Consider the following 13199-nt stretch of genomic DNA (forward strand, 5'->3'; position numbering starts at 1 on the left):
CTGCCGGCTTCGGTCGCCGCCGTTCTGCCCGAGGACGCCGAAGAGGCACTGCTCATCGGCCGTCTCTGGGATGTGGAAACCTCGGGTCCCCGGGTGGTGGCAGTGCGGGGCGGGGATGTGTTCGACCTGCAGCACCTCGCCGGCACGGTGTCGGAGCTGCTGGAGCGCGCGGAACCGGCGGCGGACGTCCGTTCGGCCATGACTGCGGCGCGCTGGAAGACCGCGGACGTCGTCGAAGCCTCCCTGGCGCGGGACACGGCGCGTCCGCACCTGCTGGCACCCGTGGACCTCCAGGTCATCAAGGCCTGCGGAGTGACGTTCGTGGACAGCATGATCGAACGAGTCATCGAGGAACGCTGCGGCGGAGATGCCGGCAGGGCCACCGAGATGCGTGAACTTGTGGGCAGGGCGCTCGGCGGCAGCATCGGCGACGTCCGGCCGGGCTCCCCCGAGGCTGCCGAGGCCAAGCGGGTGCTGATCGCCGAGGGGCTGTGGTCGCAGTACCTGGAGGTGGGCATCGGTCCCGACCCGGAGGTCTTCACCAAGGCGCCGGTGCTGTCCTCCGTGGGCCTGGGCGCCGGCGTCGGGATTCCTGCGTTTTCCTCGTGGAACAACCCGGAGCCGGAGCTCGTGCTGATCGCCACGTCCACAGGCCGGATTGTGGGTGCGACGCTCGGCAACGACGTGAACCTCCGCGACGTTGAAGGACGGAGTGCGCTGCTGCTGGGCAAAGCCAAGGACAACAACGCCTCGAGCGCGCTCGGGCCGCTGATCCGGCTGTTCGACGGCCGGTTCACCCTCGACACCCTGCGGCAGGAAGAAATCCTGCTCCGGGTGGAGGGCCCGGACGGTTTTCAGCTGGAAGGACGGAACACCGTGGCCAGGATCAGCCGCCCGTTCGAGGAGCTGGTGGCCGCGACCTTCGGCAGGCACCACCAGTACCCTGACGGGTTTGCGCTGTATACCGGCACGCTGTTCGCACCCACGCAGGACCGGGACCAGCCGGGCCAGGGATTCACCCACAAGATGGGGGACGTGGTGACCATCCGCAGCCGCCACCTCGGCGCCCTGGTCAACACCGTGGGTGCCGCCGAGGAGCTGCCGCCCTGGCACTTCGGTCTGCGTGAGCTCTTCGGTTACCTCGCAGTGCGGGAGAACTTAGGGAGCCGAGTCCCGCACTTTTAGCTCGAAAGCCGCCTCGACATGGAGGCCCTCGGCGGCTGTCTCCGCGCCTTCGATCCGGTCGATGAGCAGGTTGACGGACCGCTCGGCGATTTCCTCCATGCCGGGAGACACCGTGGTGAGGGACGGCGACGCGAAACGGGCTTCGTCGATGTCATCGAAGCCTGCCACTGCGACGTCGTCCGGCACCTTAATGCCGCGGACCAGGAGTTCATGCATGGCGCCAAGGGCTATCGCGTCGTTCAGGCCGAAGACGGCGTCGAACCGGATTCCGCTGTCCAGCAGGCCGACGACGCCGGCCGCCCCGCCGTCACGGCGCCAGTCGCACTCCACCACCAGGGCGGGATCAAACGCCACTCCGGCAGCGTCCAGCGCCTCGCGGTAGCCGTTCAGGCGCAGGCCGGGACTGTCCGCCGTGTCGCCGGCCGCCGCGCCCAGGACGGCGATGCGGCGGCGGCCGCCCGCGAGGAGGTGGGCGGTGATTGCCGCAGCCGCCTCGGCATTCTTCATGGTCACGAGGTCGAACCGCCGATCCGCGATGTGCTCCCCCAGCATCACCACCGGCTTGGCGCCCCGGTGCGCGGCGATGGTTCCGGCGTCGAGGGCCAGCGGGGTGAACAGCAGGCCGTCCGTCAACTGGCGGAAGGGGCCCTGGAGCGCACTCAGTTCATGCGGAACCGTGGCTCCGGACTGCTCCACCAGGACGCGGTAGCCGCGGCTGCCCGCCACTGTCATCAACCGGGATGCGAGCTCCGCGTAGTAAGGAATGGAGAGATCGGACAGCACGAGCCCCAGCATGCGGGTCTTGCCGGAGCGCAGGCTGCGTGCCGTCAGGTTGGCTTCGTACCCCAGTTCCGCAATGGCATCCAGCACTTTCTGCTTGGTGGCAGGCCTGATGAATTCGTAGTCGTTGAGCACATTCGACACCGTCTTCAACGAGACGCCGGCGGCGCGCGCAACGTCGTTCATGGTCACAGCCACAGGTGATTCCCTTCCCCGGCAACACTTTCAGCTACATCGTTGCAGACCCGTCCCGCTTTTGCCCTGTCCACCGGATATACAACGTTATAGGCTAGCTGCGACTGCCGCATCCGAGCCGGCCTGGGGCCGGCATTTCACAAAGGAACCGCCATGCCGCTGCCCCCGTCCCCCCTCTTCCGCTGCCCGGTGTTCGACGGCGCCGCTGATCCCACGGTGATCCACCGCCGCGGCACCTCCGAATGGTGGATGTTCTACACGGCCCGCCGCGCCACCCTCGCCACAGGCGGCGTGGACTGGATCACGGGGACCAGGATCGGCGTCGCCGTCTCCGCGGACGCCGGCGCAACCTGGCAGTACCGCGGCGTGGTGGAGGGGCTCGATCCGGAAGACTCCCCCGCACTGAACACGCACTGGGCCCCGGAGGTGGTGTGGCACAACGGGAAATATCACATGTTCCTGACCTGGGGCGCGGGCGCTCCGGGCACTTGGGCGGATCAGACCCGGCGCCGGCTGGTGCACTTCACCAGCACCGACCTGGAGCATTGGACTTTCGAAGACCGGGTGGACGTCGGCTCGGAAAACGTCATCGACGCTGCCTTCGCCATCGTGGCGGACGGGCGCCCGCGCCTCTGGTTCAAGGACGAAGTGGACGGCTCCACCACATGGTCGGCGGCCTGGGAGGAAACGAACGACGGCGGCCGCTGGCGGGCCGAGGGCCAAGTCATCGGGCTACCCGCCCACGAGGGCCCCAACGTGTTCCGCCTGGGCGGCTGGTACTGGATGGTGGTGGACGAATGGCGCGGCCAGGCCGTGCACCGCTCGGCAGACGGTTTGGCATGGACCCGGCAGGAGGCAAACAACGGCCTCATCCTGGACTCCCCCGGCACCGGGGCGGACGACGCCACCTACGGGCGGCATGCTGATGTGGTCACCCAGGGTGACCACGCCTACATCTTCTATTTCACGCACCCCGAGTGGCAGGACACGGAAATGGCGAACGGCATGGCGGATCCGGCCCGGGCGGCCCGTGAACAGCGCACCAGCATCCACGCCGCCCGGCTGCACGTGGAAGGGGACGTCCTGGTCTGCACACGCGACCTGGACGCCCCCGTTCACCTGGACCCCTCACTGCTTGAGGACTAGCTGCTGGAAGGCTGGCTCCGGCTGGATTCCGGCCTAGCCGCCGGCGCCGTCAACAGCCAGGCGGATCATGCTCCAGGACACCGCAGGGAGCTCGGCGGCGAGCCGGCCGCCGTCGAGCTTTACACTCACATTTTCGCCGGGCAGCACCGAAGTGGAATCGTCCGCCGTCGCCTGCCAGTACGGGTCCTTGTTGGCGTAGGTGACTGCCTCGACAACCTTCATACGTCCCAGCCCGCCGACGGCGGCATCCAGCGTGAGCGAGTCCGTCGCCGAGCGGTTCACGGCAAACACCACCGCCTCGCCGGAGTCCGGATCGAACGTGGCGACGGCGGACAGTGCCGCGAAGTCCGCCGTCTTTCCGCCGCTGAGCAGCGGGGAGTCCACGGCGAGCTGCAGCACCGTGCCCTTGGCGTGCTCCGATGTCAGGGCGAACGGGTGGAACGTGGTCTGCTTCCAGGCGCGGCCGCCGGGCTCGGTCATGATGGGGGCAATGACGTTGACCAGCTGCGCCAGGCTGGCGGAGTGGACGCGGTCGGTGTTGCGGAGCAGCGTGATCAGCAGGTCGCCCACCACCACGGCGTCCGCAACGGTGTAGCGGTCCTCGAGCAGCACCGGGGCCACGGGCCAGTCCTTGCCGGTGGGTGCCTTGGATTCGTCGCGGCTCATATGCCAGACGTTCCACTCGTCGAAAGAGATGTTGACCTGCTTGGCGGACTTTTTGACCGACTTCACATGGTCGATGTGGGACACGATGTCCTTGATGAACGCCTCCATCCTGTGGCCGGATGAAAGGTGTTCCTGCAGGTCGCCGAAATCCTCGAAGTACTGGTGGGCCGAGATCAGGTCCACGAGGTCGTAGGTCTCGGTGAGGACCACGCGCTCCCACTCGCCGAAGGTGTCCATGGTGGGGGCGGAACTGCCGCAGGCCACCAGTTCCAGGTCCGGCTCCACCATCCGCATGGCCCGGGCGGTATCGGCGGCGAGCCTGCCGTATTCCGTGGCGTTCTTGTGGCCGATCTGCCAGAAACCGTCCATCTCGTTGCCCAGGCACCACATCTTGATGCCGTAGCCGTTTTCGGCCCCGTTGGACCGGCGTTGGTCGGAGAAGGCCGTGCCGCCGTCGATGTTGCAGTACTCCAGCAGGTCGAGTGCTTCCTGGGTCCCGCGGGTGCCCAGGTTCACGGCCATCATGGGTTCGACACCGGCCTTGACGGACCACTTGGCGAACTCGTCCACGCCCACATGGTTCGGGTCCGTGGAATGCCACGCGAGGTCCAGGCGCACGGGCCGCTGCCCCACCGGGCCCACGCCGTCCTCCCAGCGGTAGCCGGAGACGAAGTTGCCGCCCGGGTAGCGCACCGTGGACACGCCGAGTTCGCGGGTGAGTTCCAGGACGTCGGTCCGGAAGCCGTCCTCGTCAGCCTGGGGATGGCCCGGCTCGAACATGCCGGTGTAGACGCAGCGGCCAAGGTGCTCCACGAACGCGCCGAACGTGCGGCGGCGGACGGGGCCCACGGCGAAGGCGGGGTCCAGGGTGATTTTGGCGGTTATTTTGCCTGCGGCAGCTTCGGTGGTTCCCACGTAAACATCCTCGTTTTCTCGTTCTTTACAACGTTATAGAAATCTATTGTTGAGGGTGAAAGGCGCTGCCGTCAAGGGCCGGCTCGGACTTGCCGGTCCTGTCGGGTCCGTAACGAACGAAAGGCAGTCGGATGAGCATCTCGAAGAGGGAAAGCCGGTATCCCGTACGGCTAACGCTGGGCGTGGCAGTGGTCATCGGCCTGACACTGCCTGCCTGCACATCGAGCCCGCCGCCGGGACCGCGCCCCACTTCCGAGGCCAGCACCCCGGCGCAGCCCGCGCAGCAGACCGCCCAGCCGGGTACTCAACCCGGCACACCACAGTCTTCGGCGGACATTCCGTCCATCGTGGAGAACGTCCAGCCGTCCGTTGTCACCATCCTGACCGACGGCGGCGTGGGCAGCGGCGTGGTCTTCGCCGCAGAGGGACTGATCCTCACCAATGAGCATGTGGTGCGGGGTAGCACCGACGTTGAGGTCGCGTTTGCCGACGGCCAGCGCGTCGCCGGCACCGTCAGGGCCATGGACCCCATTTCGGATCTGGCCCTGGTGGAGACCAGGCGCACCGGGCTTCCCGCCGCGAAGTTCCAGTCCGGCCTACCCCGGGTGGGAGAACTGGCGGTCGTGATCGGCTCGCCGCTGGGTTTCGAAAACACCGCAACAGCGGGCATCATCTCCGGGTTGCACCGGGAGATCCCGGGCTCGGCAGCCAGCAGCCAGTCCCTGGTGGACCTGATCCAGACCGATGCCGCCATCAGCCCCGGAAACTCGGGCGGCGCCGTCGTCAATTCCCGGGGTGAAGTGATCGGCATCAGCGAGGCGTACATCCCGCCGCAGTCCGGCGCCGTGGCGCTGGGCTTCGCCATCCCCGCCGCAACAGCAGTCCGGGTGGCCGAACAGCTACGCGAGGACGGCACAGCGGACCACGCCTTCATCGGCCTGCGTCCGGGCGAGATCACCTCGCAGATCGCCGAACAGCTCGGACTCCAGGACACCCGCGGCGCCCTGGTGCTGTCGGTGGTCGACGGCGGGCCCGCCGACCGCGCCGGCATCCGGCCCGGGGACGTGCTGACCGCGCTGGACGGCAAGGAGATCGCCTCGCCCGAGGACCTGCTGGCGGAGCTCCGCGGCAAGAGTCCGGACCAGGCGGTGAACGTCGGCTACCGCAGGGGAACGGAATCGAAGGAAGCCAAAGCCACGCTCGCTGCCCGCCCCGCCGCGGAGGGCTGAGCGGGCAGCGAGCGGCAGTCCCTACAGCCCGCCGGCCAGCTTGTAGTAGGCGGCGTTCCAGTTCAGTTCCTTCTTGAACTGTTTGATGGTGGTGCCTTCGTCGATGGTGAGGAGTTCCGTCTGCGCAATCTCGGCGAAGTCCTCGAACACGTCCATGCCCACGGCGGTGGACAGCACCGTGTGGTGCGCGGCGCCGGCGGTCAGCCAGGCCGCGGCGGAGGTGGCGAAGTCCGGCTTGGGAGACCACAGGGCCCGGGCCACCGGCAGGTTGGGCAGCGGCTCGTCCAGGTCCACAACGTCCACGGCGTTCGCCACGAGGCGGAAGCGGTCGCGCATGTCGGAGAGCGCCACCACGACGCCGGGTCCGGCGTCGGTGTCGAACACCATCCGGACCGGGTCCTCCTTGCCTCCGATTCCCAGCGGGTGGATCTCCACGCGCGGCTTCGTCGCGGTCAGCGACGGGCAAACCTCCAGCATGTGCGCGCCCAGGATCTTCTCCTGCCCCGGGGCGAGGTGGTAGGTGTAATCCTCCATCAGCGAGGCGCCGCCGGGCAGGCCGGCGCCCATCACCTTGGCGGCGCGGACCAGGATGGCTGTCTTCCAGTCACCTTCGGCGCCGAAGCCGTAGCCGTCGGCCATCAGCCGCTGCACGGCCATGCCGGGCAGTTGACGCAGTTCGCCCAGGTCCTCGAAGGAGGTGGTGAATGCGGCGGAGCCGTTGGCCTCGAGGAAGCTGCGCAGGCCCAGTTCGATCCGGGCGCTGTAGCGCAGCGATTCGTGCCGCGCTCCCCCCGCCTTCAGCTCCGGCGCCACGTCGTAAAGGCGCTCGTACTCCGCCACGAGGGCGTCGACGTCGGACTCCGCGGCGCCGTGCACGGCCTCGGCGAGCTCGTTCACGGACCAGGTGTTCACCGAGACGCCGAAGCGCAGCTCGGCCTCGGTCTTGTCACCTTCGGTGACGGCCACGTTGCGCATGTTGTCGCCGAAGCGGGTCAGCTTGAGCGTCCGGACGGCGGCCCAGCCGGCCGACGCGCGCTGCCACGAGCCCACCTGCCGGGAGACCTCCGGGTTGGACACGTGGCCCACCACGGTTTTGCGGGGAATGCCCAGGCGCGACTGGATGTAGCCGAACTCGCGGTCGCCGTGCGCGGCCTGGTTGAGGTTCATGAAGTCGAAGTCGATGTCTGCCCACGGCAGCTCCACATTGGCCTGGGTGTGCAGGTGGAGCAGCGGTTTCCGGAGCAGGTCCAGGCCCTGGATCCACATCTTGGCCGGGCTGAAGGTGTGCATCCAGGCCGTCACGCCGATCACGGAGTCGTCGGCGTTGGCTTCCAGCGCCGTGCGGCGGATGGCGTCAGAATCGGTGAGGACGGGCTTCCAGACCACCTTGACCGGGACGTCGGCGGATCCGTTCAGTGCGGCGGCGATCTCCTGCGACTGCGCTGCAACCTGCTTGAGGACGTCCTCGCCGTACAGGTGCTGGCTGCCGGTAAGGAACCAGACCTCGTAGTGGCCGAGAGAGGTTCTGTTGGCGGACGTGTTGCTGGTGTTGCTCATAAGGGTTCTCCTGAAGAAGGTGCGGGTTGCCGCGTTACTGGCCGTAGACGTTCTGATAGCGGGCGTAGAGGGATTCGATGCTGGCCTGGTCGATGGGCAGCGGCTCGCCCAGTTGGCGGGAAATGTGGACGGTCCGCGCCACTTCCTCGCACATCACGGCGGCCTTCACGGCAGAGCGGGCGTCCTTGCCGATGGTGAACGGACCGTGGTTCTGCATGAGGACCGCCGGTGACGTGGAATTCCGGAGCGTCTCCACGATGCCCTGTCCGATCGAGTCGTCGCCGATCAGTGCGAACGGGCCGACGGGAATGCTGCCGCCGAATTCGTCGCTCATCATGGTCAGCACGCACGGGATCGCCTCACCGCGGGCCGCCCATGCCGTGGCGTAGGTGGAATGGGTGTGCACCACCCCGCCCACTTCCGGCATATGCCGGTAGACGTATGCATGCGCGGCAGTGTCCGACGACGGCGAGAACGGCGGGTTGCCCCACTCCCCGCCGGCGGGGATGCCATGGAGGTCAGTGACAACCATGCTCTCGGGCGTGAGGTCCGCATAGGAGACTCCGGACGGCTTGATGACCATCAGGTCGTGGCCGGTAACACGGGCGGACACGTTGCCGGCAGTCCACACCACCAGTTCGTACCGGGTGAGTTCCGCGTGCAGTTCGCAGACCTCGCGACGGACCCGGGCGATGGTTTCCAGAAGATTGCTCATGCGGAGACCTCCGCCAACGACGGCTTCGCCGCGCGCTGGATGGCCTTGAGCCGGTGCATCACGCTGTTGGTGCCGCGGCCGAAGTAGTCGTGCAGGGTGCGGTATTCCTGGAAGAGTTCCTCGTAGGCGGCAACATTTTCCGGAATGGGAATATATACTCCGCCGGGCTCCGACCCCATGGCAGCGGCAGCGGCCCGGATGTCCGAATACGCTCCTGCGGCGACGGCGGCATGGATGGCGGAGCCAAGCGCCGGCCCCTGGGCGGAGCCGATGGTGGACAGCTGCAGCCCGGTGACGTCCGCGTAGATCTGCATGAGCAGCTTGTTCTTCAGCAGGCCGCCGGCCACGATGAACTCCTTGACCGGCACCCCCGAGTCGCGGAACGCGTCCACAATGGTGCGTGTGCCGAAGGCCGTGGCTTCCAGCAGTGCACGGTAGGTGTCCTCGGGCCTGGTGGCGAGGGTCTGGCCCACCACCACGCCCGACAGCTCGTGGTCCACCAGCACGGAGCGGTTGCCTGAGTGCCAGTCCAGTGCCATGAGCCCGTGCTCTCCGATGGCCTGCTTCGATGCCAGTTCGGTGAGGTATTCATGGATGCCCAGGCCCGCCGCCGCTGCTGCCTCGTGATATTCGGGCGGGACCCCGTACGTGGTGAACCAGCCGAAGATGTCCCCCACCCCGCTCTGGCCGGCCTCGTAGCCCCACAGCCCGTCAACGATTCCCCCGTCCACCACGCCGCACATGCCCGGGACTTCACGCAGCTCGTCGCCGTTCATAACGTGGCAGGTGGAGGTGCCCATGATGGCCACCAGCTGCCCGGGCTCCACGGCCTTTGCAGCCGGTGCGGTGACGTGGGCGTCCACATTGCCTACTGCGACGGCAATGCCTTCCGGCAAGCCCGTCCAGGCTGCCGCCTCGGCCGTCAGGTAGCCGGCGGCATCGCCGAGCCGTCCGATGGTGTGCGCCAGCTTGGCGCTGACAAAATTCTTGAACTCCGGGTTCAGGGCGGCCAGGAATTCTTCGGACGGGTAGCGGCCGTCCTGGTAGATCCCTTTGTACCCGGCGGTGCAGGCGTTGCGGACGTAGTTGCCGCACAGCTGCCAGACGATCCAGTCGGCCGCTTCCACCCAGTGGTCCATGGCAGCGTAGGCTTCCGGATCTTCCTCCAGCAGTTGGAGTCCCTTGGCGAACTCCCACTCAGAGGAGATCAGCCCGCCGTACCGTGGCAACCAGCTTTCGCCGCGCTCCGCGGCCAGCTCGTTGATCCGGTCCGCCTGCGGCTGGGCGGCATGGTGGCGCCACAATTTTACGTAGGCGTGCGGGCGGTTGGCGAAACCGGAAACTTCGTTCAACGGTGTGCCGTCGGCCTTGACCGGGACCATGGTGCACGCCGTGAAGTCGGTGGCGATGCCCACCACGGCTGCGGGGTCGATCCCCGCCTCCGCAATCGCCGCCGGCACGGCGTAACGCAGCACATCGCGGTAGTCGTTGGGCACCTGCAGCGCCCATTCCCCGGGAAGCCGCGAGGCGCCGTCGCCCGCCAGACCCGCCGGAAGTGATTCGGTGACCACGGCGTGCGGGTATTCGAACACACCGCTGCCCAGCTCCCTGCCGTCCCGGACGCGGACCACCACGGCCCGCCCGGACAGCGTGCCGTAGTCCACGCCAATAACGTAGTTTTCTTTGCCGTCTGCTGTGACGTCCATGAAGTCCTCCAGTAACCAGTCCGCAACTGCGCGGACTGAACTAATTGTGAGCGCTAACAAGTACGACGTCAAGCGGACCTCCGCGACCGCAGGGGGAACTGGCGGGCACGCATCGCACCCTGGCCGCGGTAATCACATTGTGATTTGCTTCACAGGAAAATGAGGCCTAATCTTGGATAAGTTGTTAGCGCTAACAGAGCTGTTGGCGTGAACATTGGTCACAAAGAAGTCGGCCTGCGCCCTGCGGTTGGGCGAGGGGACTGAGGTGGTCGACAGTATGGCGAGGAGCATTTCGCTTTCCGCTTCAGAAACCAGTTCGCGGCGCATCCCCGCCGTGGAAGGAGAAACCGTGAGAATCAAGAAACTCCTGGGCGTCGTTGCAGTCGCCCTCGCCCTGACCGTCGGGGCAACCGGCTGCGGCTCCCGGCCGGGCAGCGCGACTGCCACCGGAAGCGCGGATGCGGCGGGCTCATTGGTGGGAATCTCCATGCCCACACAGACGTCCGAACGGTGGATTGCCGACGGCGGGAACGTTGAGAAGTCCCTGAAGGATCTCGGCTACAAGACGGACCTGCAGTTCGCCAATGATGACATCCCCACCCAGGTGTCCCAGATCGAAAACATGCTCACCAAGGGCGCCAAAGCCCTGATCATCGCCGCCATCGACGGCACCACGCTCACGGACGTCCTGGCAAAAGCCAAGGAGCAGAACGTCAAGGTCATCGCCTACGACCGGCTCATCAACGGCACGCCGAATGTGGACTACTACACCACGTTCGACAACTACACCGTGGGCGTCCAGCAGGCCACCTCGCTGCTGACCGGGCTGGGCCTGCTCGACGCAGCCGGCAAGAAGGTGGAGGGCAAGGGCCCGTTCAACGTCGAGCTGTTCGCGGGCAGCCCCGATGACAACAACGCCAACTTCTTCTGGACCGGGGCGATGGACACCCTGAAGCCGTTCATGGATGCCGGCACCCTGAAGGTGCCCAGCGGCCAGACCAAGTTCGAGCAGGCGGCAATCCTTCGCTGGCAGGCACCGGTGGCGCAGAAGCGGATGGAAGACATCCTCACCGCCGCTTACAGCTCCGGCACCAAGCTCGACGGCGTCCTGTCGCCGTACGACGGCCTTTCCATCGGCATCATCTCCGCACTGACCAGCACCGGCGGTTACTCCAAGGGCAGCCTGCCCATCGTTACCGGGCAGGACGCTGAAAAGGGTTCGGTGAAGTCCATCATTGCCGGCGAGCAGTACTCCACCATCTTCAAGGACACCCGCAAGCTCGGCGCGCAGGCCGTCAAGATGGTCGACGCTGTCCTCAAGGGCCAGGAGCCGGAAACGAACGACACCAAGACCTACGACAACAAGGTGAAGGTGGTTCCGGCCTACCTCCTGGAGTCCGTCATCATCACGAAAGACAACTACAAGCAGGAGCTGATCGACTCCGGCTACTACACCGACGCCGACGTCAAATAGGCACCGTGAAGGGTGCGGCCGGGCCAGCCGCCCGGCCGCACCCTCCAGGGGCCCTGCACCCGCAGGCGCCCGGCTCCAACCAGTCAGCGGGAAATGACCATGAACGCACCCATCCTCCAAATGCGGGGAATCACCAAAACCTTCCCCGGCGTCAAAGCCCTCCAGGACGTCACCCTTGACGTCAACCGCGGCGAAGTCCACGCCATCTGCGGCGAAAACGGCGCCGGCAAATCGACCCTGATGAAAGTGCTGTCCGGCGTGTACCCGCACAACACGTTCGACGGCGACATCCTCTTCGAGAACGAACCCTGCGACTTCGCCACCATCAGCGACAGCGAGAAGCGCGGAATCGTCATCATCCACCAGGAACTGGCCCTCAGCCCCTACCTGTCCATCGCCGAGAACATCTTCCTGGGAAACGAACTGGCCACGCGCGGCTGGGTGGACTGGCGCAAGACCAACCTGGAGGCGGCCAAGCTGCTCGCCAGGGTGGGCCTCAGTGAGAACCCGGTGACGCCGATCCAGCACATCAGCGTCGGAAAGCAACAGCTGGTGGAGATCGCCAAGGCACTGTCGAAGGAGGTCAAACTGCTCATCCTTGACGAGCCGACGGCGGCCCTCAACGATGAAGATTCCGACCATCTGCTGGACCTCATCCTGCACCTGAAAAACCAGGGCGTCACCAGCATCATCATCAGCCACAAGCTCAACGAAATCCGCAAGGTGGCCGACGCCGTGACCATCATCCGGGACGGCAAGTCGATCGAGACCCTGCGGCTGAACGAGGGCCAGATCACCCAGGAGCGGATCATCCGCGGCATGGTGGGCCGGGACCTCGAAAGCCTCTACCCTGACCGCTCCCCCGTCATTGGCGGGGAGGTCCTGCGCATTGAGGACTGGTCCGTCCGGCACCCGCAGGACCACTCCCGCATGGTGGTCCGCAACGCCAGCCTGAACGTCCGGAAGGGCGAAGTGGTGGGACTCGCCGGACTCATGGGCGCCGGACGAACCGAACTGGCCATGAGCGTGTTCGGCAGGACCTACGGCCGCGCAGTCTCGGGCAAAGTGTTCAAGTACGGCGAGGAAATAGACACCTCCACCGTCCCCGATGCCATCCGCCACGGCATTGCCTACGCCACCGAGGACCGCAAGCACTACGGCCTGAACCTGATCGAGGACATCAAGCGCAACATCTCCATGGCGGCCCTCGGCAAGCTCGCCAAACGCGGCTGGGTGGACGGCAACGAGGAAACGAAGGTGGCCAACCGCTACCGGAAGAGCATGAACATCAAGGCTCCCTCCGTCGCCGCCATCACCGGAAAGCTCTCCGGCGGCAACCAGCAGAAGGTGGTCCTCAGCAAGTGGATGTTCTCCGACCCCGACGTCCTGATCCTCGACGAACCCACCAGGGGCATCGACGTCGGCGCCAAGTTTGAGATCTACACGATCATCGCCGCGCTGGCAGCCGAGGGAAAGGCCGTCATCGTGATCTCCTCCGAACTGCCTGAGCTCCTGGGCATCTGCGACCGGATCTACACACTGTCAGCCGGGCACATCACCGGTGAGCTGCCCATTGCCGAGGCATCCCAGGAAACCCTGATGCACTACATGACACTAGAGAAGGAATAACG

At 66.3% G+C, this 13199-nt stretch carries 10 protein-coding genes; 5 read left to right on the plus strand and 5 right to left on the minus strand.

Annotation, left to right across the window (positions count from 1 at the left end; genetic code table 11):
- A complete protein-coding gene (locus RW112_RS08240; protein ID WP_317781593.1) occupies window positions 1-1185 on the plus strand; it encodes a fumarylacetoacetate hydrolase family protein in 1185 nt (394 codons plus the stop codon).
- Here RW112_RS08240 and RW112_RS08245 read toward each other — a convergent pair.
- A complete protein-coding gene (locus RW112_RS08245; RefSeq protein ID WP_317781282.1) occupies window positions 1159-2163 on the minus strand; it encodes a LacI family DNA-binding transcriptional regulator in 1005 nt (334 codons plus the stop codon). The genes RW112_RS08240 and RW112_RS08245 overlap by 27 nt on opposite strands.
- Before the next feature lie 150 nt (window positions 2164-2313).
- Here RW112_RS08245 and RW112_RS08250 point away from each other — a divergent pair, with 150 nt between their 5' ends.
- On the plus strand, window positions 2314-3306 hold the full coding sequence (locus tag RW112_RS08250; RefSeq protein ID WP_317781283.1) for a family 43 glycosylhydrolase: 993 nt from the start codon (window positions 2314-2316) through the stop codon (window positions 3304-3306).
- A 33-nt stretch (window positions 3307-3339) separates the two neighbouring features.
- On the opposite strand, the gene RW112_RS08255 is transcribed toward RW112_RS08250, so the two are convergent.
- Entirely contained in the window at window positions 3340-4887 is a 1548-nt protein-coding gene (locus RW112_RS08255) for an alpha-N-arabinofuranosidase (protein ID WP_317781284.1), read from the minus strand.
- Between the two features lie 131 nt (window positions 4888-5018).
- Here RW112_RS08255 and RW112_RS08260 point away from each other — a divergent pair, with 131 nt between their 5' ends.
- On the plus strand, window positions 5019-6116 hold the full coding sequence (locus RW112_RS08260; protein ID WP_317781285.1) for a S1C family serine protease: 1098 nt from the start codon (window positions 5019-5021) through the stop codon (window positions 6114-6116).
- 21 nt (window positions 6117-6137) lie between these two features.
- Here the strand turns inward: RW112_RS08260 and araA are convergent, their stop codons facing one another.
- From araA to araB, 3 genes are read right to left on the minus strand one after another with little or no spacing between them, the layout of a single operon-like run.
- Window positions 6138-7673: an L-arabinose isomerase gene (araA, locus tag RW112_RS08265; RefSeq protein WP_317781286.1), complete on the minus strand. Its 1536-nt coding sequence runs from the start codon at window positions 7671-7673 to the stop codon at window positions 6138-6140.
- A 34-nt stretch (window positions 7674-7707) separates the two neighbouring features.
- Window positions 7708-8388: an L-ribulose-5-phosphate 4-epimerase gene (locus tag RW112_RS08270; protein ID WP_317781287.1), complete on the minus strand. Its 681-nt coding sequence runs from the start codon at window positions 8386-8388 to the stop codon at window positions 7708-7710.
- Window positions 8385-10094, minus strand: a complete 1710-nt coding sequence (araB, locus tag RW112_RS08275) for a ribulokinase (RefSeq protein WP_317781288.1) — start codon at window positions 10092-10094, stop codon at window positions 8385-8387. The genes RW112_RS08270 and araB overlap by 4 nt, the downstream gene beginning before the upstream one ends.
- A gap of 349 nt (window positions 10095-10443) precedes the next feature.
- On the opposite strand from araB, the gene chvE reads away from it, so the two are divergent.
- On the plus strand, window positions 10444-11568 hold the full coding sequence (gene chvE / locus RW112_RS08280) for a multiple monosaccharide ABC transporter substrate-binding protein (protein ID WP_317781289.1): 1125 nt from the start codon (window positions 10444-10446) through the stop codon (window positions 11566-11568).
- 99 nt (window positions 11569-11667) lie between these two features.
- Window positions 11668-13197 (plus strand): multiple monosaccharide ABC transporter ATP-binding protein, encoded by a 1530-nt coding sequence (gene mmsA, locus RW112_RS08285; protein WP_317781290.1) that lies wholly within the window; start codon window positions 11668-11670, stop codon window positions 13195-13197.
- Window positions 13198-13199: the final 2 nt, after the last annotated feature.

It is taken from the genome of Arthrobacter sp. B10-11 (genome assembly GCF_033142195.1).
GTDB classification, from domain to species: Bacteria; Actinomycetota; Actinomycetes; order Actinomycetales; family Micrococcaceae; genus Arthrobacter; species Arthrobacter oryzae_C.

Coding starts and splice junctions, on each gene's coding strand:
- RW112_RS08270 (WP_317781287.1), bottom strand. CDS start 8,388: ATGAGCAATCTTCTGGAAACCATCGCCCGGGTCCGTCGCGAGGTCTGC.
- RW112_RS08260 (WP_317781285.1), top strand. CDS start 5,019: ATGAGCATCTCGAAGAGGGAAAGCCGGTATCCCGTACGGCTAACGCTG.
- araB (WP_317781288.1), bottom strand. CDS start 10,094: ATGGACGTCACAGCAGACGGCAAAGAAAACTACGTTATTGGCGTGGAC.
- araA (WP_317781286.1), bottom strand. CDS start 7,673: ATGAGCAACACCAGCAACACGTCCGCCAACAGAACCTCTCTCGGCCAC.
- RW112_RS08250 (WP_317781283.1), top strand. CDS start 2,314: ATGCCGCTGCCCCCGTCCCCCCTCTTCCGCTGCCCGGTGTTCGACGGC.
- mmsA (WP_317781290.1), top strand. CDS start 11,668: ATGAACGCACCCATCCTCCAAATGCGGGGAATCACCAAAACCTTCCCC.